This is a genomic window from Collinsella sp. CLA-ER-H9 (assembly GCF_040092295.1).
Classification (GTDB): domain Bacteria; phylum Actinomycetota; class Coriobacteriia; order Coriobacteriales; family Coriobacteriaceae; genus Collinsella.
The window spans coordinates 1-21,564 of record NZ_JBBNLV010000013.1 but is presented as its reverse complement, the minus strand read 5'-3'; the positions used below and the strand labels follow the sequence as shown (position 1 = coordinate 21,564).

The window sequence follows — 21,564 nt, the reverse complement described above, 5'->3', positions numbered from 1 at the left end:
ATGTGAGGATAAACCGTGAGAAATACTCGCATGCCGTAAAAGCATTTAAGGAAATTGTCCGCCACTGCAGGGACGAAGAAAAGCCACCAAAATGACAATCGGAGTTTTAAAGACAAAATGCCCAAGAGCAACAGCCATGCCCGGAACGCCATAAAGATCGACGGCAAATGGTGCCAGATGGACCTAACCTGGGACGACACAAGCGACAACTGGTACGGAGACCTTTGTTGACGAGCTGCTAAATGGCACAGAAACCATGCTCGGAAAAGGACTCCGGACTGTCCGAGAGCCAGATGCAGCGTCTCGCCGTAGCGCGCGCGGTTTATTCCAGTTCCCCAGCACTCCTGCTCGATGAATGTACCTCAGCACTCGACCCTAAAACCGAAAGAGAAATGCTGGACCGAATGCGCAATCTTGGCCGCACTGTGATCATCGTCACGCATCGGCCTGCAGCGCTGGAGGTTTGCGACCGGATAATTAGTCTCGAAGATACGCAATAGGAATCAGCAGCATCAGAACTGTCGATTTCATCGAACGGAATCACGCGCAGTGCGGCATGTGTTGGCATGGCAGAGCCCGGCATCCAATCACGGCGTAAGGTCGGCTGTTAGCAAATAACGGCAACGGAGCCCCTGCTGGCCCAGGCGCCTAAGCGCAATATGTCGGTACCGTTTCGCAATTATCAATAGCACTCAAACGCGCAAGTACGTATCAAATTTCATCTTAGCTCCAGGCAATGGCAAACAGACGGCCAGCCGTTATTTCCGCTGAATCTTAAGGCCCCTCCGATTACTAAGGAGGTAAGCATCTTTATGCTCCTTAGAGATTTCGAAGCTTGAGAGAATCTTATTCTGAGATTCAGGCGACCAATAAATATGAAGTCTTTCTCGCGCCCTCGTTATTGCCGTATAAAACACACTGTGAGTAATGCGCTCCTCAACGTCCTTCGTAATAATCAGCTTTACGGATGAGTACTCTAGTCCTTGCGCTTTATGGACAGACACCGCATACGCCACCTGAAACGGCACGATACAGTCCTCGCCAACATCCTCACCGTCTCGATCCTTGGCTTTCTTAACTGAAAAGCGCAGATACGTCTCTCCATCACGAAAATCTAAATACTCCAACCCGTCGTAATGAAGAACGGAAAGCTCGGAGGCGATAATGGGAACAGCAACCGTAAATTGCATCTCGTCTTTGGAAATTGCTTCCATTCCCACAAGACGCCCTTTTAGATTGTTATATAACAACGGATAAAACCGCTCAGACTCATTGAACAAAATTGGGTCGCCGACTTTATACGTATGATAATTCCAGACAACGGCCTCGTTCTTATTTCCCGACTGCAAGATTTTGTTCATATTATTAATGCCATAGAGGCCATCATAGTTGAGACATAAGACAATCTCATCATCATTCATTCTGCTAATTACAGAGTCATCAAGATTCGACGTAAAATCGCAAGAAATAAGAATTTCAGCGATATCAGGACTCACATTCCTGACAGCATGCCATAGTTTTAGCAAATCATCATTCTTCGTGCGCCATGGTTTATCAAATTCATGGATGCACTTATCAGGCAAGAAGTCTCGAGCCAATGAAAACCAGTTTCCAAACTTAATGGACTCAATCTGTCTCACATCGCCAACAAGCAATAGCAGTTTAAACCGATTAGAATCAATAATAGATCTCATATCGCTATTGCAGACAGTGCTGCATTCGTCAACGATTAAGATGTCGCAATCTGGCACACGATTCAAATACTTCGCGACGGTCATAAATTCGCAATTCTTATCATTTATTTTTCTTCTAAGACTATCTACGGCAGGATTTGTATTAGCGATAGCAAGTTTGCTTTCATTTTGCAGAAAAGCGCAAACGATGTTGACCATGGTTGTTTTTCCGGTACCAGCCGAACCGTAGATGAACGCGACGCTCGTTTCGGCAAACATGGACTTTAGAGCATCTATTTTTTCTGAATCATCCAACTTGCAGCTTGGATCTTTAAGCCATGATTCACATAAAGCAGTATAGCCTTTGACCCCGGCACCAGACAGTTTTAAAAGCCCGCGTATAATACAAGTGAGTTCGTCTTCGACTCCCTTAACAAATAGATGCCCGTTCTCATGCACGAGATCCCTTGAATGATGTCTAAAATACAAAGCGCTATTAAATGAAGCAATCAGTTCATCAACATCCGAGAAGGTTGTAATTTCGGTATCCCTAAGATACAGAGCATTAGAATCGATTGTCTCCGCGGTCACCCTACGAGCAAGAAAGTTATCTTCATACGGATCTGGATCAATACATTGATACAAATCCTCGACAGCGACTACATGCCCAATAAGACTCGTGCAATACGGCTGCCGATCAAAGGGGGCACAGCCGTTTTTCAAATAAAGGTTACCGAGACGGCTATTCGGACTTACAGTCAATTGTTCCTCTATAACCCTGTTACGAGGTTTAGACAAAAGATACTTTAGAACATTAGATCCATTTGAGCCAGCACTCAAAAACTCATGCGCAGAGCTAAGCAAGGTGTGTACCGGACAGGCATTTCCCGAAGATGCTATCTCCCCCATCACAGAAATAAACTCGTCATCAGGGAGTAGAGCAATGTCGCAAAGCGTCATCCCGGTATGGGTCATTAGGTTCATAAGTGATCTATAGCTAGTGTATTGGCCAGTAAGCCACACTGCATCAGGGCCTCTAAGTATCTTTATAAGATTATTCAACTCACAGGGGCGTACTGAAACCGCATATGCATCAACAATCGTAACAGGAAGAGTAAAGCCAAGACCGTCGATACTCGTGCGCTTAGTCGAAACCACCACTGAATAATTAGTGGGCATTCTGAAAGATGAATAAACAAGTATACGATCAAATTTGCTACAAGAATCGAATGCGGGGACAAGTGTCGTCTCATAATAGACAGAATCCCCAACAAAGAAAGGCTTAGCAGCTCTAACGTAAAAACGGTCCTTCTCAATTTCAACAGCATTGGCGTTCATGAAATCATTGATTTTATGAGCTATCTCTTCATGGTATTTAGTCAAACCGGGATCGGTGTCTAGGGGAATCTTACTCAAGTTGGCAAGAATTGTAAGACCAAGCTTATCGAATGCGTAACGTTTTAAGCACAGCAAATTCTCGTAATACTTCAACAAAAGGCGCTCTGCAGAATCTTCGCTTGGAACATAGTGCGAAACGACCTTCTGTAAATAATGATGGAACTTAGCAATAAACCGGGTCTCGCTGCTTCTGTTCATATCTTTAATAACAGCTGAACATAATTTAAAATAATCGCCTTCGATGGGCTTATTGCCGTAAGTTGCATACATTGCAATATGCTCAACAAGATGACGTAGGTAACCCACAACGTCTCTTGAAACAGCGGACCTGCCCTCAAATTCAAGTCGATCAATCGAATGCTCCACAGCGCTGTTTGCATTGCAAAGCTCTTTAAGAGGGTTTCTCATAAGCCTCGGTCCTCCATCGTAATTTTCGACCCCGCAATATGGCTTAACGGCCAAGAAATCTTTACATCGATTAAGATATCAATCCGATGTCCATCAATAATGATAGCCGCACCAAAACAACACTTCCGAGCCAAACGACGAAGCTGGGTAACGCATAATTTCTTTCGCAAATTGACAACCGTATAGCGGAACACGGCCCACGCCCCGTCATATGATTTCTAGCGACCAAACAACAAATCACCGACGAAGGGGCACGGACCACGTCTGCGAACATCGTATCAGTCGACGAGGAGTCGCTGCGCAACGACATGGAGGATCTGGTGAGGAAGACCGTCGAGGAGACGCCCAACGCGCTGCTCGACGAGGAGGCGTCCGAGCTCTTCGGGGCCTGGCGCTACGAGAGGGCGGCGGGCCGGGAGACCCACCGCAGCGGCCACTACACGAGGAGGCTCGTCACGGGCGTCGGAGAAATCGAGCTCAGCGTGCCGAAGCTCCGCGGGGCGGCCGCGAGGGCGGTGCGCGGCGGGTTCGCCGAGACGCTGGCCAGCACGGGATTCCCGCCTGAGCGCTGGCGCCAGATCAGGACGAACGACGGGATCGAGCGAATCAACCGCGAGATCAGGAGGAGGACGAGGGCCGTCGGGACCTTCCCGGACGGCAGCTCGGCCCTCATGCTGGTGACGGCGAGGCTGAAGTACGTGGCGGAGCGCGAGTGGGGCAAGAGGAGGTGCCTGAATATGTCGAAGCTGGAGGAGATGGACGAACTGAAGGGAAAGGCGGAGGGCTAGAAGAGGACGGGGCCGAGGACAGCAAAATCAATTTGCAAAAGAATCTTGACGGTACCCCTCCCCAACATTCCCCAGAAAGTTCCCTGATGTTGACTGGGGTTCCCGTAAAATAAACCCAGTAAAATATGTGCGGAGTGCTGGCCTGGAGCTGCCTTCGAACCCTATTGGCTGCTCACCGAGAGGCTCCGCTATGAAACGACCCCTTTACTACCTGCTCTGCGCGATCGCGTGCACGTCCATGGTCAGCTCGACGATGCTCATGGCAGCCGTCGCGGAAGCCATCCAGCCTCAGGCAGCCGCCGAGCAGCAAGCGCAAGCTGACGCCACGAGCAGCGACACAGGCAAGGCCGAAGACGGCACCAACACAAATACGACAGCAGATACCGCAGAGGACAGCACCGCAACATCCACCGGCACCAGCGCCGTCAACACGGAAAGCGCCGACGGCACCGCCGCCGCAACCGGCACCCCCGCCCCATCCCTCCGAGCCCAAGCCAACCCCACGCCTGAGGCCATCTCCACCACGTCACAAACCACCTACGCCCACTCCGCCACCGCAAGCCAAAACGGCGTCACCTTCACCGTCTCGTGGAACGACGCCCCCGCGGGCACCGCGACGACCTTCCACGTAACCCAGACCAACGGCTCGTCCCAGGCCAAGGCGCGCATGGACGTGCCCACCTACTGGGACGGCGGCAGCCAGGAAAGCGTCTGCGACCCGTCGCGCCCTGCATGGGCCAGCTACTACAGCCTGGGCACCGCGGGCCACGACTTTACCTTTGACTTCACGGCGTCGGGCACGTACCGCATCCACTTCTACTTTATGGACAACGACAGAAACGACCCCCAAAACGACAAGGGGATCTACTACCTGCGCACCACGGCGGAGGTGACCGTAAACGACGCTGCCCGCCCAAGCGTCACGCAGATCGTCAACAATGCCGTAGCCCAGTGCCGCCAGGAAACCTCCGGCTCGGAATACGACATGGCTCTGTGGCTCCACGACTGGACGCTCGACCAGCTGGAGTACGACCACAGCCTCAACTGGTGCTCAGCAGAAAGCGGCCTCACGCGCCACCAGGGCATCTGCGAGAGCTATCAGCGCATCTACTCCAAGCTCCTTGACGCCGCGGGCATCGCCAACGGCCGCATCACCGGCAACGGCCACACCTGGAACGCTGTAAAAATCGACGGCAAATGGTGCCAGATGGACCTAACCTGGGACGACACCAGCGACAACTGGTACAGAGACCCGGAGCAACGCCTTACCGTTGCGCGTGCGGTCTACTCCGGCTCCCCCGTGCTTCTGCTCGATAAATGTACAGCGGCCCTCGACCCCAAGACCGAGCGAGAAATGCTGGATCGCATGCGAAATCTCGGCCGTACCGTCATCATCGTCACGCATCGTACTGCTGCGATTTCACGGAGGTGAAGGACAGCCTTGTGCTGAAGTCACTAACAACCGCATAGGAGGCCACAGAGACAGATAGTTAGTTGATAGGAAGGCCAGACACAATGTTCAGGCCGAAGCCAGCTGAGACAATGGGCGCAGACACGACACAGCCTAGACCGTCTTCAACGCGCACACCATAAAGGACTAGTACCCGAGGCTTGGTGGCGAAGATTAAACGGATTCGGCCATAGACGGGATTGCAGGCAAGGTCGATACGGACGAGGCAATCATACGGCAACACCACAATCCTGCCATCAGCAAAAGGCACCGAGTCCATGGCGGTCTCAGTGCCTAAGCGTCAAATTAACGGTATCGTTTCGTGCTATTCAGCAGCGCGCAAACGAAGAAATACTCACAGGATATCCAGCCATCCCAAAGTGACCGTATACATATTATCGCCTTAGCGTGTATAGAAAGCGTACAGCCTTCCACGGAAGAAGACGACGAATCCTCGCCGTAACACTCAACCGCGGCTTAAGAAGCACCCCAAATGCCTTATCGTAATCTCCTTCGGCAACTGCTTTCTCTACTTCTTTGGCAAGTTGTTCTTGCTCTTCAGATCGCTTGGTCGGTCCAGCCAGATTGCCATTCCGCGCAATCACATTCTCAACAGTTGAATCAATCCATTCACATTTATCAATGCAATAATCATTGAAAAACTCATTCGCCTCTATCGAATTAATAAGCACTGCTGAGACTCCGCGCTCATCGTAGAAATCCGGATGGCAATCCTCAATTCCCCAAAAGTCACCGACTGTAAAGTCTCCGGCACGCTCTATTCGAGCAAAGGGGCAACTATAGCAACATTTACGATATATAATGCCCTTTGCAAACGCAGAGTAGTAGGGGTCATCGCTTGCCTGCCCAAGCTTCTCATGCCGTTTACCAGATCGGTAGTAGTAGTAGTAGTAGTAGAGCCCCCATCCCATTAGCTTATTTCTAAACTCATAGCCGTGGATGCCGTCATCCGTCCGCTCAATTGCTGAAAGCCAGCTGATGTACGCTTTGAAAATCTCTTGTCCAGGGGTGCCGTGACAAATCAAGTCGACACAGACAAGGGAGCCCGGCAGATTGGTTACATTTCTTTTTTTCAAATAGGACCTCAGCGCCGCAATCTGACAGGGCGTGCCGGAATACAGGACATCCACGCCTCTGCTCAGGTAGTCATAGCATTCTCCATAGGTATCCGCTACATCGCTGCGAACGTATTTCGAACCTTGCAAAGCGCGCAATTCTGAAACGTTCTTTGCACAGACGTGCTCAACCCTACCAGATTTAAGAAGAGCCGCACCAAACACAACTCCCCCCCTGTTGAGCATTGCATGCGCAAGAACGACAAAAGCGCCGCCAGAGGCGGAAGAGGCAATACTCGCGTCATCAGTATTACGAAGCGCGATAACTCGTAATGGCGCATTAAGCAATGAAGCGAACGAGGAGGATTCGGAACGGGTATTCATCGGCCACCAACCCCCGTCAATGAAACGGCCTTCTTAAGAAACTTGTCAGTATCACATCTCGCGGCAGCCAGCTTTTCCGCTACGCCATCATAAACAACGTCTTCTAAAAGCAGACGGTCTCTCGATTCCACAGAAAGCCACCTATCTCGAAGGCCGCATATACCCAAAAGATTGTCAATTCGAGTATTAAAATTGCCTCTGCAATAAACCGCAAAGTTACGTTCCAACATCGTAGAGAATGCAGTCACATGAAAAGAGTCAGTAATGACCATGCTGGCACCCTTAATAAGACCGACAAGCTCCTCGACTTCTGGAATAAAAACAGGGGAACCGCCCTCGCGTACCTGATCATAGCGAAGGCAAACGCGCCTCAACTTAAGTCCACGGCTCCTCGCAAATTCAGAAGCAAAGCCGTCGATCACACGGTCAGGATGCAAGCGATAAAGAAGTACGTAGCCTTCTTCACCGACAAGTTTTTCATCGGCGAAATCGGACCAGAATTCTTTCCCCATTGCAAGTGTTGGATCGAGAACGCGCTGCGCTTTAATCCCAAGGCTCGCGAGCAAGTCAACGGCGCTCTGCTCGCGAACAGAAATCATGTCATAGCGACTGAGCTTGTCAGCTAAATAACTCGCTTCACTATCATCAACGCTCGTATTCCCGATGCTTGCCGCATAAGAAAACTTAGGCTTATCGTTCGGAACGAAGTCGAGATAGTAGGCTGGCAGAATACCCCCATTGAGCGTAGAATTCCAAGTTTGATCGCTACCGGTGCAATAAGCATCCGCAACAGGAAGATCCTCAAGCAGCTCATCATTAGAAAGATATCTCTTGTGTGTCAGACTGATACGACGGTCAAGAAAGCCGTTGAACACTGTTTCCCATCTTTTGACCGTCGGATACAGTATGGGTCGCGCAATAATATTTAGTGGGAAAGAATGATTGTTAGCATGTAGCGACAATAGATTCTCATCAAGATTGTCGGCTCGCCAATAATCGATGACTTCGACCTCACACCCAAGCTGCCTCAGCTTTTCCTGAGTAGCAAATGTCTGAAGTACTGAACCGTAGTTTTTTACAGCATGTAATGTAATAACATCAATTTTAGGCACAATACGCGTCCCTTCAATTTGTACGGATTATCGGAGCGATGTTCAGGTCACGACTCTGCGTCACGATACTGTCAGGGGGAATATCTCTTGCAACGACAACATTTGCCCCCACAACGCAGCCATCTCCAATCGTCACTCCCTTGAGCACAACAACGTTGGTGCCCAGCCAGCAGTTATCCCCAATTTTGATAGAAGCACTTTTGTATCCCTGTTCTGCCAGCCGAGAAAAACCAGAAAAACGGTGATTATGATCGTAGACAGTCACGTTTTCGCCAAATAAACAGTTTCTGCCAATCTCTATCCTTTTCATACAGTTGAGAGAACAACCGTTATTAAAAAAGGTGCCGTCACCAACAACCAACGAACCTTCGGGGCCCAGCCTCAGCCTCATAACGTCACGTGAGGAAACACAGTCCCCGAACTCAACTCGCCCAGGATACTCAAGACTCCAAATAGCAATTCGAATCTTTGTCTGGAGTGAATTCTTTAGATTTCTAAGTCTAATTAATATATTCATTTAGACCCCCTTTTAATGGGATCGCTTCCAAGCAGATTGTATTTACAGACATAAATGGCCCTAAATGCAAGTAAAACAAACTCACAGAAACAACGAAGCGTTGCAACCGCGACAATGCCGAAGGCTCCAATTATATAAAGAGCCCCGAGGCCAAGAAGAAGCAATACGGTTGCAGTCAATGAAGTTCGAGTCATCTCTTCAACATAGCCTGCTGCACCAAGCAGAGGCCAACCAAGAAGAATGACAGGAAAACCAAAGAAGAATAGAGGGGCAAGACAAGCAATAACGTATGAACCCGCCACATAATCAATGCCTCCCAGAAGAAGCATGATCTGGTCAGAAAGGAAGAAGACCACTGCAGCGATAAGCAGTGCGACTGGGGTCGCCAGCATCAACATCCTTCTCGCGAGCTTTTGGTCATATTCATTAATCATATGTGGGTAAAGAGCGTTGGTCAGAGGCGTATAGAGCGCGTTTACGGCATTTGCAACAGTCATACCAAGGCTCCAATAAGAAACTACCGCAGAATCGGAAATCCAAAGCCCCACAGCGATTGTCGTCGCAGAAGACATAATGGTCCCTGAAACATTTGACAAGAAATAAAGAGCAGATCCTTTAATGGAAGCCCAAATAGACTGCAGGCTTGGCATTCCGATGACCAGTCCGAAATCTCGTGAAAGTGAGGCAAAAGATAGGACAAGCGCAACAAATGCGGAAATGACATCAAGCAAACCGACAAGCCAAAGGTCATTTGGGCCCTTAACGAGAGCAAACGTGAGTACAGTCGCAAGAAGCTTTGAAATGACATAGCGTGAAGTCAAAATACCAAGTTTTTCATATGCCATAAAAATAAAATCCGGCATGAGAACAGAAAAACAGATGCTCAGATAGCACAGAAAAGTAAACGGAATGTTTTCGCCCATAAGTGGAATTGCGACACACATACCGAAGATGATTGGGAAACCGATGATCTGAAGCACTAGCTTTGAAGCCAGAATGCTACCAATTGTCTTTTCAACGCGTTCCACATCATCTTTAAATCCGGCAACAAGTTTAGCGCCATGAAGGTTAAAGCCAAACTCAAGAAGCAACTGGGCAAAAGACATCACAGCCAAAACATAGGCACGTACAGCATATCCCTCAACACCGAGAACTCTGGTCAAATAGGGCAAAGTTACAAAAGGAAGGATGTACTTTGCAAGTTGCAAGGCATACTGCGCTGCGGAATTTTTCAAGAAGGTTTTTCGATGCTCGTTAACCATTATTCTCCATCTTTGAATTCAGTCCCAAATAAAGAGCCCAGGTAAACCTGAGGATCGTTTTCTCGTCTGACGCGCTTAACTCCGCTCTTGGACCAGGATTCCCATATCACCCGATTAATAATGAGACACTCGTTTAGCACTTTCGTGATGGCTGGCACGGACAAGGGGTTGAATAAGATCCCGTCCTTTCCAATCAGCTCTGGTATGCCTCCTCGATTAGAACCCAAGCAAACAGTACCGCAGGCAAGAGCCTCAAGAACAGTGGTCGGATAGTTCTCGATCCAGAGGGAAGGAGCAATAAGATACTTTGCCTTGACAATTTCCTCCAAAGTTTCCTCGCGAGATAGTTTGCCAAGAACGTTGATTCCGTTCGCATCCTCCAGTAGAGAGGTAAATGTCTCCTCGTAATCCCTCTCAACAGATCCAATAATCCGAAGGCGCCATCCTGCCCGAGCTAAGTCAGAGGATTTCCATGCTTTGATAAGATTCGTACAGCCTTTTCGTTCTGCAACGGCGCCAACATAAACAATGACATCATCGCGTTCACTAAACGACAGACACGACACCTGTGGCGCTTTAAAGGGATTGCGAACGCAGTCCGCAGCGATGTTGTTCGCAGCACAGGTCGTAACCAAGAACTCACTGGGCGACACCAGCCTATCGAATGCATGGCGTCGAGCAGAGTTTATCCTATTCATTAACAATCGCTTTAGCTTATCTTGAAAGTTAAGACAGCATTTATCGCCGAAACAATTCTCAGCGCAATAACCCGAGCATACTGATCCATCATCGTGAATGCACCACGACCTTGGACAGACCACACCATAGTCATGCAAAGTCTGCAGGCTAGTAACTGATGGATGCCTAGCACGATATGCACTAATAGCACTGCAAATAGAAAGCATACTGTTAACCGCGTTATGCACATGGATAACCTCAGGCTGAAAATCCTCAATGAGTTGTAGAAGATCACTCCTAAGCGCGCTGTCGCCAAACAGGCGAATACGCAGTTTCCAAGCGCTCCCCCCGTCAATGGGATAGTTATGATGATCTGGGAATTCAGACTTAATGAAATTAGGGTCAAATGTAATTGTTCTTACATCAAAACCAGCATTCAAACAAAGCTGGACTTCATCCCTAAAGACATTTTCGGCACCACCGCATTCATATAGCTCATTAGCGATAAGAAGCCTCATAAGTGACGACCACCATCTTCAATCAAAATACACCTATACTCAGCGACTCCATTACTATCACCGCTAAAATAAGTGTCATAAACCAGGCGCGATCCAAGAATAAGTGACAAAAAGACTGCAAGACCCAGCGATAGCAACTGTGTTTTGCAATACATACACAGGATTGGAATTAAAACGATATAAGCAACGGTGAAATACAAATCAAAACGCTCTGCATTGGGAATTGCAGCTGAACAAGATGCTGAAAAAAGAGCAAAAATTGCGGCGTTTATCAAAACACGATATCTTGAATCAAAATCAGGACTCTTACACTGAAGAAAGAGAGTTATCGATGCAACGAGAAGCGTAACAAAAAATTCAACGTAATAAATACGATTCTTAAAGTAACTGCTAGCGAAATAATCACCGCGACCGAATACGTTCGCAACAGTCTTAAGAAAAGAGGGCGCCACAAACCCAAGCGCAAATAAAATTACGGAAAGAAAGAGAACGGTTACTTGCGAATACTTTCTTCTAAATAAGAAATATAGTGGAAAATAAACAAGCGCAGTGAAGTGCAAGCTGGCCGCAAGTGAAATTAATACAAAGTAACGTGCTGGTTCTCTACTTGCAGCAAAACGAATCGCAAAAGCAACAATCGCAAGAGCAGCTGCTTGTCGAATGCCACTCAACGAAAAGAGCCATACCTGACTTAAAAAAAGCAATAATAACGAAAATGCAACGTTATTAGTCCATTCAAGTATAAACTTATACATAAAATAATGAAAAATCAAAGCCATGATTGCAAAAACCCAGAAAGAGCTTCCGTGAAAGAAGCCCACGAGAAAATTGATTGCAAGATAGCCAGGTTCGAATCTAGAATAATTCCATGAGCGTCCATGAAGCACTGACTGATAACCATAGTCATAGACCCAGAGGTAGTCCGTACCAATGCCATAGCGAAACACAGATACAAGTAATATAGGGAGTACGGGTAGCCATAAAAGAAGATTGTTGCTGCTAGATCTTCTATTACGACAAAAAAGCATAGACAAAAAAATAGATAGAGCAAATGCCCCGCAGTAAACAGGCATAAAGTACCTACCTAACTGAATCAATGTTAATAAGATTCATATACTGTTCGGCAATCGCATCCCAGTTAAAGTCAGGCAAATATCTTTCTGCAATCTCAGAGAGCTTATTTCGATCAACGTCGCCATTGACGACATCGATCATGCGCCCGATTAACGAATCCTCATCTTTTAAATCAAAGAACAGCCCATAATCTCTGGAGATCTCGCGATTGATCGGGATATCACTCAAGATAATAGGAAGCCCAACACTCATGCACTCAATCTGGGCAAATCCAAATCCCTCATAGACAGTCGGGAAAACAAAAGCCGCAGCTTCGTTATAAAGCCTATTCAAATCTGAATCACTTACGTATCCGGTGAAGAGGATATCGTTGCCATATTTTGACTCACGCGCTTTGGCGATGAATTCTTCACCGCCGTAACCGAGACGTCCAGCAAAAACCATTTTGTAGTCTTTCGCAAGCTCATGTTCTTTGAGCTTAAGGAACGCATCGAGAACAAGCCCGACGTTCTTCCGCTTTTCAATCGTACTTACGAACAGAAAGAACTTCTGAGGTGTAAGCAAAGATAGAGTTGCATTTTCATAGGGGTCAGGACAAAAATCTTTATGGATGCCTTCATAGAGACCAAGCCAAGTGTAGGCAATCTTTGATGAGTAGCCCGGAAAGAAATCAGCTATCTCCTTCTTTACCGATTCGGAAATCGTAAGAACAAGATCGGATTTCTTCACGCTATTGCGTATCATCGCTCGATTGTAATAACGATACGCCGTGGGAAGAGTATCGGGATGAAGGAACGAGACCATATCTGGAATGCAGCAAACGACCTTGCAGGGAAGCCTTCTATACGGTATGGCATAATTTGTAAATAAGACAGCATCATACTTTCCGGCAAGCTGATAAAACTCGCCGGAATTAACGTATTTAAGGTAGTCAAATCTATTTGACTTACGACTGGAACTCGCCGGCTTCCACGAAATTAGATCGACGTCGATATCATCACGCCTCGAAAGCGCCTCATAGAGATACTGGCTGTATTTCCCGATTCCAGTCCCAAGGGAAATCTGCATTCCATCATCAATCAATAGCTTAAGCGACATTTGCATCCCCCTTCGCATCTTCAGAACTCTCAAACCCCAAGTAGCTGAAGTTTTCAAGAGACTTTTGCCAGTCGAATATTTCAATCGCCTTCCGACGAGCAGATGAGGCCAAACGTATAGCAAGGTCCTTATCATCAAGAAGCCTTCGTACCGCAGAGGCTTGTCCCGTAGCGCCATCGACAACAAAAGCATCAACGCAATCAATAAGGCCAATACCTTCATTACCGATAGCGTTCGTTACTATGGGCACGCCAATTGCCATTGCTTCAAGAATCTTTGTCTTGATTCCGGTTCCGTATGCAATGGGTGCCAAGAAGACACTTGTAGATCGAAGGGCAGCACGAGTATCTTCAACCCTACCTAAAAACCTGATCTGATTGTTACTCTTAAACTCGTCAATAAGGTCTTCGCTGGCAGTTCCGACAACCTCAAGCATCACATCAGGCCCTATAAGCGGAAGCACCTCATCTGCGATATAACGAAGGGAATCCGCATTCGCAGCCGCGCGCATATCACCAAGGAACGAAACAACACCAGGTCGGGGAGAAGGCTCTGGGCCGGACGTGTAGAACGGGCAATCTACGCCCAAAGGAACTGCAATGATATTGCTATTACCTGTTTCAGCAGTCAGTCGCTCCGCCTCAACTGGAGAGACGAGAACAACGTAATCAAATTGTTTGGGAGCATCATGTTCCAGCCTGCGCATGCGAGCAGATTCAGTTCCAAGAACAAACTTCTGAAGCGTGGAATTAGACGCAAGTTTCGCCACCCCGCCCTTAAAGTTGGCAGTGTACTTGCCAGCAACACCGCCAGTTTTATTAAGTGTGTTCAGACTATTAAGTTGCCGTTGGTAACGTACGGAAAACGAATCCTCCATGTACAGCACTTTTTTACAAGGTAGGTCCGAAATGGCATCAATATATGGAGAAAGTCGAGGTAAATCAATGAAAACGTGAGAGGGCTTCAGCTTAACCGTAAGGTCCCTAAGTTGTTTAGCTACTGCTTTGGACTTGAATAGGGCACACTGAATAGGCCCCCCGCAAACACCCTTTGCAAGAGCCGTTGTAAGATTTTTCACAATCGTTTTCTTGTCAGGTTTATTGGCAAGCGCAACACTTGAAATAAAATCGGGGCGCGACAAAACCGACTGCTCGTCTTGGCCTGCTTCCAAGAATGAGAGGACATGGACATCGCAATCGTACTCTGAAACGAGCCCCTTACAATAATTTGTCAAAACAACCTTATGCCCATCGTTGGCAGGCCAAAAAAATCGATCCGTAAAGAAAAGGACTTTTTTCCTTTTTGTCATCTTCCTATTTCCAATTATCTCATTAGGCAACAACGAAACCGTCGTACATTTCTCGCAGCGTATCCTCGATCTTCCTTTTTGGTTTCCAGCCCAACTCCTCATTGATTTTTGAATAATCACAGCAAATGCTCGCTGTGTCATTCGGTCGAATAAGAGCGGTATCGATTTCAACCTCAATAGGTTGACGACAAAAGCTTTTGATGGTTTCCAACAAGTCGCACAGAGGTAGCGCACGCCCACTTCCGACGTTATATACCTCACCAGCACGTCCGCTTTCCATAATCAGACGATATGCGCGCACAACATCACGGACATCACTAAAATCTCGCGCCACGCTAATATTTCCCACAGTCACCCTGCCGGGTTTAGCTGATTTCTCGATTTCGGCAGCCTGTCTACACCAGCTTGGGAGAACAAACGCCGGGTTTTGCCCAGGGCCAGTATGGTTAAATGAACGCGTGAGACAAACCCCGAGACCAAATTCTTTTGCATAGAGTGCAGCAAAACATTCCTGGGTAGCTTTGGATATTCCGTAAGGATTATTGGCAATCGTAGAATCGCTCTCACAAAGTGGTCCGTCTTTGGGCGCGTACTCCTCCGATGATCCGACAAGCAGCACACGCACACTAGTTTCCTGAGCGCGCGCCGCCTCCATGATATTCAGAGCACCTTCAACGTTTATACGCATTGTAAGCGCAGGGGCTCTCCAGCTCTGCCCCACAGAACTTATAGCAGCGAGGTTTACGATGTAGTCGGCGTTAGACTCGGATACGAGGGACAAAACGCCTCTCGCATCCGAAAGGTCACAGGGATAATATGCAGAAACTTCCGAAATTATACATTTTTCATGCAAATCAGAGCCTATGACCTTATAGCCCGCAGAAACAAGTTCGTGAACAAGAAAAGTGCCCACAAACCCGTTAACGCCGAAGATGAGAACGCGCCTCCCCATTAGGCCAGCTTCGCTTCTCGCTCGGCGATCTCAAGATCGTGCTCTACCATGATGCGACAAAGCTCCTCGCAGCTGGTCTTTTGGGGGTCCCAACCCAGGACCGTCTTTGCCTTAATAGGATCGCCCCACAGGTTGACGACATCGGTCGGGCGATAGAAGTCGGGATTGACACAGACGAGCATCTTGCCGCTCGCCTTGTCATAGCCCTTCTCCTCCAAGCCCTCGCCCTCCCAGCGGAGGTCGATGCCGGCGTGCTTAAAGGACCACTCCGTGAACTCGCGCACGGAGTGCTGCACACCCGTGGCAATAACGTAGTCATCGGGCTCATCCTGCTGCATGATGAGCCACATGCACTCCACGTAGTCCTTCGCATATCCCCAATCGCGGAGGGAGTCTAGGTTGCCGAGCTCAAGATGGTCCTGGAGTCCCTTGGCGATACGGGCGGCCGCTAGAGTAATTTTGCGTGTTACGAAGTTCTCGCCACGGCGCTCGGACTCGTGATTGAAGAGGATTCCGTTGACCGCAAACATGCCGTAGGCCTCGCGGTACTCCTTCATCATCCAAAAGCCGTACTGCTTGGCGACCGCATACGGGCTGTACGGATGGAAAGGGGTGTTCTCGTTCTGGGGAACCTCTTCGACCTTACCATACAGCTCGCTCGTCGAAGCTTGGTAAATCCTGCAGGACTGATCCATGCCCAGCATATGGACAGCTTCAAGGATGCGCAGCACGCCCAATGCGTCGCAGTCACCGGTGTACTCGGCCGCGTCAAATGAAACACCAACATGGGACTGGGCGGCGAGGTTATAAATCTCGTCAGGACGAACTTCGCCCACAATTCGAATAATGGAGCTAGAGTCCGTTAAGTCACCATCATGAAGGATGATGGAGCCTTCTGATAGCAGATGATCAATCCTGTTCGTGGTGTGAACCGAGGAGCGACGGACAATTCCGTGCACCTCATAGCCCTTGTCCAAAAGCAACTCGGCAAGATAGCTGCCATCTTGACCAGTAATGCCAGTGATAAGTGCCTTCTTCATCTCAAAATCCCTTTCAACTGTGAACTAATTCCAAAAAGCGCCTAAACGCTCAATGTCCTCTTTAACAAGCGTCTCGCCGTGCTGGACCTCGATTACATGCAGGTCCCCACAAAGTGCCCGCGCAGAATGCGGCGTGGTCGCGGGAATCTGAACGACGGAGCCCGCGCGCACCTGCTGCACCAGACCGTCCAACACAACCTCGCCAGTGCCGGAGATGACTGTCCAGACCTCTCCGCGGTTCATATGGCGCTGGTAGTCGAGCTGGCCACCCTCACGGATGATCAGCTCCTTGGTCAGTGCCTTGGCCCCGTCGGGGAAGACACTGCTGTCAATGACGCGGTACTCGCCCCAGGAGCGCTGCTCGTACATGGGGCGGCTCTCCGCGACGGCGTTGACCTCAGACTTGATGTTGGCCGACGCCTCCTTGCCGGAGACGAGAATGCCGTCGGGCGTCGCTACGACAACCGAATCGGAGATGCCTGCGACGACCATCGGAAAACCGGTCTCATTGATAACGTGAACGTTCTTGCACGTCTTAGAATCGACCACGACGCGGCCGGAGGTGTACTCCGCCATCTCGTCGGTTAGCGTGTTCCAGGTGCCCAGGTCCTTCCACTCGCCCGCGTAGGAGACCGCGCCGATGGACGACGCCCTCTCCACGACCTCGTAGTCGAAGGAGTTCTTGGGCAGCTCCGCATAGCGGGAGCGGAACTCATCGAAGATGCCGCAGGACAGGTACCTGGCGGTGAGGCCGGTGAGCCAGCCGAGCCTGAACGCGAACACGCCGCAGTTCCAGAGGGCCCCTTGGGAGATGAGTTCCCGTGCGGTCCCCTCGTCGGGCTTCTCGGTGAAGCGCTCGACTCGGCGGGGCCAGCCCTCACCCGTCGCAGGCACGATGTAGCCGTACTTGCCGCTGGGGTAGGTGGGCTCCACGCCCATGAGGACGAGCTCGGCGAAATCCGACTGGACGGCCTCGTCGAGCTTGACGACGCTGTCGTAGTACGCCTGGTCCGCGTAGCTGTCGATGGGCATGACGATGACGGTGTCGCCCTCGCCGGCACCCTGCTCGAGCGCGAGATGCGCACACGCGAGCATGATGGCCGGGGCGGTGTCGCGGCGCTCAGGCTCGAGCACCAGCGCGTAGCCGCCCTCCACCTGGCGGCGGATGGACTCCTCCTGGCTCGCGCAGGTGGCGATGGTTATATCGATGTCGGCGTCGACGGCGCCGATCTGTCCGAAGACGCGCTGGACCATGGAGACGTGGTTGCCGTCCGCATCGCGCAGAACCTTGAGGAACTGCTTGGAGCGGGTGCTGTTGGAGAGCGGCCACAGGCGCGTGCCCGAGCCGCCGGAGAGCAGGACGAGGTGGATCATTATCGGGTTCCTCCCAAGATTGACTTGGCGTCCGCGACCAGCGCGGCGAGCTTGGCCTCGGACTCGGAGCGGTCGGCGCCCTTCGCGAACACGTAGGCCTTGGCCTTGGGCTCGGTGCCGCTGGGACGGAACAGGACGCGCGAGCCGTCGGCGAGCCTGAACTCGAGGACGTCCGCCTCGGGAAGGCGCTGGGGCTCGTCGGACGGGTTGACGACGGGCATCGGCGCGCCCTGGGCGTAGTCGATGCGCTCCGCGACGGCGGTGGCGCCGATCTGCGCCGGAGCGTGATCTCGAAGACCGGACATCATCGCGGACATGTCGGACGCGCCCTCGGGTCCCTCGTATGCCTGACCGAGCAGAGCGCTCGACCAGTAGCCGTATTCCTCATAGAGGCGCTCCATGGCCTCGTAGAGGTCCATCCCCCTCTTCTTCCAGTGGGCAGCGAGCTCGCAGATGAGCATGGAGGCGACCACGGCGTCCTTATCGCGCACGGAGGTGCCCGCGAGATAACCGTAGGACTCCTCGAAGCCCATGAGGAAGTCGTTCTCGCGCCCCTCGGACTCCAGCACGCCGACCTGCTCGCCGATGAACTTGAAGCCGGTGAGCGTGCGGCGCAGCTCGAGGCCGCGGGCACGCGCGACGTCGTCTGCCATGGGCGCGGAGACGATGGTGGTGCAGGCGACCTCGCGACCCATGTCCGCATCGGACCCGTCCGCCTTGGAGGCGAGGAAGTCGAGCAGGAGCAAGCCCACCTCGTTGCCGGTGAGCAGCCTGTATTCCCCGGCATGCGGAACGGCGATGCCGACGCGGTCGGTATCCGGGTCGGTCGCCAGGAGCAGGTCGGGCTTCACCCTGTCGCAGTACTCAAGCCCGAGTTTCAGCGCCTCGCGCACCTCGGGGTTGGGATACGAGCAGGTCGTGAAGTCGCCGTCGTGCACGCACTGCTCGTCGACGGTCACAACATCGGCCACGCCGATTCCCTCGAGCACTCGGGACACGCACTCCAGGCCAACGCCGTGGAGCGGGGTGTAGACGATGCGGAGCGCCGAGCAGTCCTCGCCCGTGGAGACCTCGAGCGTCTCCTCTATGTAACGGTCAAGAACTCTCTCGGGAACCCACTGCACCAGCCCCTCATCCAGAGCTCTATCGAACGCCATCGCTTTTACGCCATCGAAGCAGTCGACGGGGTCGATGGCCGCCTGGATGGCCTCCGCCGCCTCGACGGTAATCTGGCAGCCGTCGGCGCCGTAGACCTTATAGCCGTTGTATGCCGCGGGGTTGTGCGAAGCGGTGATGTTGACGCCGGCCGAGCAATTCAACTCGCGGACGGCGAAACTCAATGCGGGCGTGGGCTCGACGCGCTCAAACAGATAGGATTTAATGCCGTTGCCTGCGAGCACCTCAGCCACCCGACGCACAAACTCCTCGGAACCGTGACGCGTATCCCGGCAAAGCGCAACAGACGGCCTATCAAAAGAGTTATTCAAGTAATCGGCAAGACCTTGCGTGGCCTTACCGACGGTATAGACATTAAGCCGGTTGGGACCGAGTCCGAGCTTGCCGCGTAGGCCGCCGGTGCCGAAAGACAACTCGCGAAAGAAAGAGTCCTTAATGTCGTTTTCGGATAGACCCTGCAAGTCTTCACAATGATTGCAGCATTCCATCCATCGCTGATACTTTTCGAAGATTTCCGTATTCAACAAAACAATCTACTTTCAAAATAGCCGAACATTCAATTGGCAGCAGAATGACTAGCTCGCTCCGCCACCGGTAAACACCTCAACAACAGTGAGAAGAACGATCTTGAGATCGGTAATGACGCCGCGCTTGGCGATGTACTCAAGGTCGCGGCGAACCATCCCGTCAAAATCAGTGTCATTGCGATCGGTCACCTGCCACCAGCCGGTGATACCCGGCTTCACGGCCAGGCGCTGCAGGTCGTACTCGGTGTACTCCGCCACCTCATTCGGCAGCGGCGGTCTGGGGCCCACGACGGACATCTGGCCCAGGAAAACGTTCAGGAACTGCGGGAACTCGTCGATGGAGTGCTTGCGGATGAACTTTCCGATCTTGGTGACGCGCGGGTCATTCTTCATTTTGAACATGGCGCCGGCGATCTCGTTTTGCTCCTTGAGCTCGGCGAGGCGCTCGTCGGCGTCCTTGTACATGGAGCGGAACTTCCACATGCGGAAGGTTGACAGGCTGCCGTCGGGGTAGGTCTGGCCAACGCGAATCTGGCTGTAAAAGGGATTGCCCTCGCTCTCCAGGCGGATGGCCGCGGCGAGCACAAGGCTGGGTACGGCGATGACGGCCAACACGCAGCCGCTGAACGCGATGTCGAACGTGCGCTTGACGGCCCGGTAGGCCAGGCGCGAGCGGTCCCAGTCCATGATGGATTGCATGGCCTTGTAGCGACCAGCGCCCTCGCGCCGGTCCATGGCCTGCGCAATCAGCGCGGCCCCCGCAGGCGCATTATTCTCTGTTACTTCTTTAGCAGCCACAATAAAACTCACGTTCCTGTCCCCAGGAACCCCCCCCCATCTATGAATCCAAAAACCAAGTAATTTGCCGGTGCAACGTCTCCCTTACGTTTTGATGGGAACGTCGAGCGGAAGCACTTCCCTAAAGCTGGAATCGCCTTCGCCTACGTCCACCAAGCACCAGCGTTTACGACGGTCGATCTTGTGCACACGGGCCTCTTGCCCCACCAAGGGCCCCTGTTCTATGTGCAGCACACCGTCTTCTATGCGCGCCACGCTGTTGCGCACCACGTCGTCGTCGTCGAGCACGCTGCGGTACCAGTCCTGTGCATCGTCCGGCATGGGCGCATAGGCCCGCTCCCTGCTGCCAGCAATGCGGCAGCCAAAACTCAACTGGGCCAAAGCCCTATCGAGCGCAGCGGCATCGTGCGTGGCGACGAAGAAGTATTCCTTGTACATGGGTTTGGTTTGGAGCGACCATGCGCCGTCCCGCTTAAACCAGAACTCCTTTTGCATCACAAAAGCGTTCTGCATCAGCTCGTGTGGGATAATACGGCGCACCTTTTCGCAGGTCTCGCGCTCTTTGCCGTTGGGGGTGTGGACCAGATACCAGCGGACGCGGCCGTGCTGGCTGTTGGTGGTGGCGCCGTTAAATGCGCCCGGCAGCCTCTCTTGGCGCCGTGCCGTCTGTTCCATGTTCTCGCCCCCTCTTTTGGATTTGCGATGCACGCAAATGCAAGGGCGTTTAGAACAGGCTTCTCGCTCGCAGCTAGGCGCAGTCGCAAAAGTACAGGTTTTTGTATCTTTCGACGTTGCTCATTATACGAGCAAACTGCTCACGTTTTCCCCCTTGATTATCGACTTTATCCGAACACCTCCCACATTCATCCGTACATGTACGGATGAATGTGGGAACCCGATACCCTGAGGGCCGGATCGGCCGGCCCCGGGAGATCGGAGGACGGCATGTCCG

The 21,564-nt window shown here is 51.3% G+C and carries 17 protein-coding genes and 2 pseudogenes; 4 read left to right on the top strand and 15 right to left on the bottom strand.

Features of this window, described 5'->3' with window-relative positions; genetic code table 11:
* Positions 1-242 precede the first annotated feature (242 nt).
* A complete protein-coding gene (locus AAAX73_RS07685; protein ID WP_117786954.1) occupies positions 243-500 on the top strand; it encodes an ATP-binding cassette domain-containing protein in 258 nt (85 codons plus the stop codon).
* A 258-nt stretch (positions 501-758) separates the two neighbouring features.
* Here AAAX73_RS07685 and AAAX73_RS07680 read toward each other — a convergent pair whose 3' ends face one another.
* Positions 759-3,479, bottom strand: a complete 2,721-nt coding sequence (locus AAAX73_RS07680; RefSeq protein WP_349125554.1) for an AAA family ATPase — start codon at positions 3,477-3,479, stop codon at positions 759-761.
* A 236-nt stretch (positions 3,480-3,715) separates the two neighbouring features.
* Between AAAX73_RS07680 and AAAX73_RS07675 the strand changes: the two are divergent.
* The 3 genes and pseudogenes from AAAX73_RS07675 to AAAX73_RS07665 form a co-directional block, all read left to right on the top strand.
* Positions 3,716-3,964 (top strand): annotated as a pseudogene (locus tag AAAX73_RS07675) (transposase); the annotation flags it as partial.
* Positions 3,962-4,165, top strand: a pseudogene (locus tag AAAX73_RS07670) (transposase); the annotation flags it as partial. The pseudogenes AAAX73_RS07675 and AAAX73_RS07670, both read left to right, overlap by 3 nt.
* Positions 4,166-4,457: 292 nt before the next feature.
* Positions 4,458-5,699 carry a transglutaminase domain-containing protein gene (locus tag AAAX73_RS07665; protein WP_349125553.1) on the top strand — a complete coding sequence of 414 codons (1,242 nt, stop codon included), beginning with the start codon at positions 4,458-4,460 and terminating at the stop codon, positions 5,697-5,699.
* A 413-nt stretch (positions 5,700-6,112) separates the two neighbouring features.
* On the opposite strand, the gene AAAX73_RS07660 is transcribed toward AAAX73_RS07665, so the two are convergent.
* The 14 genes from AAAX73_RS07660 to AAAX73_RS07595 all read right to left on the bottom strand — a co-directional run bounded on the left by AAAX73_RS07660 (position 6,113) and on the right by AAAX73_RS07595 (position 21,287).
* The gene (locus AAAX73_RS07660) at positions 6,113-7,177 is read right to left on the bottom strand and encodes a Coenzyme F420 hydrogenase/dehydrogenase, beta subunit C-terminal domain (RefSeq protein ID WP_117655072.1); all 1,065 of its coding nucleotides are present in this window, start codon (positions 7,175-7,177) and stop codon (positions 6,113-6,115) included.
* A complete protein-coding gene (locus AAAX73_RS07655; protein WP_158551520.1) occupies positions 7,174-8,289 on the bottom strand; it encodes a polysaccharide pyruvyl transferase family protein in 1,116 nt (371 codons plus the stop codon). Before AAAX73_RS07655 ends, AAAX73_RS07660 begins: the two co-directional genes overlap by 4 nt.
* 13 nt (positions 8,290-8,302) lie before the next feature.
* Positions 8,303-8,554: an acyltransferase gene (locus AAAX73_RS07650; RefSeq protein ID WP_349125552.1), complete on the bottom strand. Its 252-nt coding sequence runs from the start codon at positions 8,552-8,554 to the stop codon at positions 8,303-8,305.
* 248 nt (positions 8,555-8,802) lie between these two features.
* Complete coding sequence (locus AAAX73_RS07645; RefSeq protein ID WP_118288959.1) at positions 8,803-10,068, bottom strand: oligosaccharide flippase family protein; 1,266 nt, start codon at positions 10,066-10,068, stop codon at positions 8,803-8,805.
* Entirely contained in the window at positions 10,068-11,264 is a 1,197-nt protein-coding gene (locus AAAX73_RS07640) for a glycosyltransferase (RefSeq protein ID WP_117655076.1), read from the bottom strand. Before AAAX73_RS07640 ends, AAAX73_RS07645 begins: the two co-directional genes overlap by 1 nt.
* Positions 11,261-12,337 (bottom strand): EpsG family protein, encoded by a 1,077-nt coding sequence (locus AAAX73_RS07635; protein ID WP_117655077.1) that lies wholly within the window; start codon positions 12,335-12,337, stop codon positions 11,261-11,263. Before AAAX73_RS07635 ends, AAAX73_RS07640 begins: the two co-directional genes overlap by 4 nt.
* A 7-nt stretch (positions 12,338-12,344) precedes the next feature.
* Positions 12,345-13,436 (bottom strand): glycosyltransferase family 1 protein, encoded by a 1,092-nt coding sequence (locus tag AAAX73_RS07630; protein WP_158551524.1) that lies wholly within the window; start codon positions 13,434-13,436, stop codon positions 12,345-12,347.
* Positions 13,426-14,745: a glycosyltransferase family 4 protein gene (locus AAAX73_RS07625; RefSeq protein ID WP_158571418.1), complete on the bottom strand. Its 1,320-nt coding sequence runs from the start codon at positions 14,743-14,745 to the stop codon at positions 13,426-13,428. Before AAAX73_RS07625 ends, AAAX73_RS07630 begins: the two co-directional genes overlap by 11 nt.
* A 22-nt stretch (positions 14,746-14,767) precedes the next feature.
* A complete protein-coding gene (locus tag AAAX73_RS07620; protein ID WP_117655080.1) occupies positions 14,768-15,697 on the bottom strand; it encodes a GDP-mannose 4,6-dehydratase in 930 nt (309 codons plus the stop codon).
* Positions 15,697-16,737: a GDP-mannose 4,6-dehydratase gene (gmd, locus tag AAAX73_RS07615; protein WP_117655081.1), complete on the bottom strand. Its 1,041-nt coding sequence runs from the start codon at positions 16,735-16,737 to the stop codon at positions 15,697-15,699. The genes AAAX73_RS07620 and gmd overlap by 1 nt, the downstream gene beginning before the upstream one ends.
* Before the next feature lie 24 nt (positions 16,738-16,761).
* Entirely contained in the window at positions 16,762-18,111 is a 1,350-nt protein-coding gene (locus tag AAAX73_RS07610) for a sugar phosphate nucleotidyltransferase (RefSeq protein ID WP_117655082.1), read from the bottom strand.
* Entirely contained in the window at positions 18,111-19,775 is a 1,665-nt protein-coding gene (locus tag AAAX73_RS07605; RefSeq protein ID WP_349125567.1) for a phospho-sugar mutase, read from the bottom strand. The genes AAAX73_RS07610 and AAAX73_RS07605 overlap by 1 nt, the downstream gene beginning before the upstream one ends.
* Before the next feature lie 87 nt (positions 19,776-19,862).
* Positions 19,863-20,624 carry a sugar transferase gene (locus AAAX73_RS07600; protein WP_233502591.1) on the bottom strand — a complete coding sequence of 254 codons (762 nt, stop codon included), beginning with the start codon at positions 20,622-20,624 and terminating at the stop codon, positions 19,863-19,865.
* 72 nt (positions 20,625-20,696) lie between these two features.
* Complete coding sequence (locus AAAX73_RS07595) at positions 20,697-21,287, bottom strand: hypothetical protein (protein WP_118288964.1); 591 nt, start codon at positions 21,285-21,287, stop codon at positions 20,697-20,699.
* Between the last annotated feature and the right edge of the window lie 277 nt (positions 21,288-21,564).

Coding starts and splice junctions, on each gene's coding strand:
- AAAX73_RS07685 (WP_117786954.1), top strand. CDS start 243: ATGGCACAGAAACCATGCTCGGAAAAGGACTCCGGACTGTCCGAGAGC.
- AAAX73_RS07680 (WP_349125554.1), bottom strand. CDS start 3,479: ATGAGAAACCCTCTTAAAGAGCTTTGCAATGCAAACAGCGCTGTGGAG.
- AAAX73_RS07665 (WP_349125553.1), top strand. CDS start 4,458: ATGAAACGACCCCTTTACTACCTGCTCTGCGCGATCGCGTGCACGTCC.
- AAAX73_RS07660 (WP_117655072.1), bottom strand. CDS start 7,177: ATGAATACCCGTTCCGAATCCTCCTCGTTCGCTTCATTGCTTAATGCG.
- AAAX73_RS07645 (WP_118288959.1), bottom strand. CDS start 10,068: ATGGTTAACGAGCATCGAAAAACCTTCTTGAAAAATTCCGCAGCGCAG.
- AAAX73_RS07640 (WP_117655076.1), bottom strand. CDS start 11,264: ATGAGGCTTCTTATCGCTAATGAGCTATATGAATGCGGTGGTGCCGAA.
- AAAX73_RS07635 (WP_117655077.1), bottom strand. CDS start 12,337: ATGCCTGTTTACTGCGGGGCATTTGCTCTATCTATTTTTTTGTCTATG.
- AAAX73_RS07630 (WP_158551524.1), bottom strand. CDS start 13,436: ATGTCGCTTAAGCTATTGATTGATGATGGAATGCAGATTTCCCTTGGG.
- AAAX73_RS07625 (WP_158571418.1), bottom strand. CDS start 14,745: ATGACAAAAAGGAAAAAAGTCCTTTTCTTTACGGATCGATTTTTTTGG.
- AAAX73_RS07620 (WP_117655080.1), bottom strand. CDS start 15,697: ATGGGGAGGCGCGTTCTCATCTTCGGCGTTAACGGGTTTGTGGGCACT.
- gmd (WP_117655081.1), bottom strand. CDS start 16,737: ATGAAGAAGGCACTTATCACTGGCATTACTGGTCAAGATGGCAGCTAT.
- AAAX73_RS07610 (WP_117655082.1), bottom strand. CDS start 18,111: ATGATCCACCTCGTCCTGCTCTCCGGCGGCTCGGGCACGCGCCTGTGG.
- AAAX73_RS07605 (WP_349125567.1), bottom strand. CDS start 19,775: ATGGAATGCTGCAATCATTGTGAAGACTTGCAGGGTCTATCCGAAAAC.
- AAAX73_RS07595 (WP_118288964.1), bottom strand. CDS start 21,287: ATGGAACAGACGGCACGGCGCCAAGAGAGGCTGCCGGGCGCATTTAAC.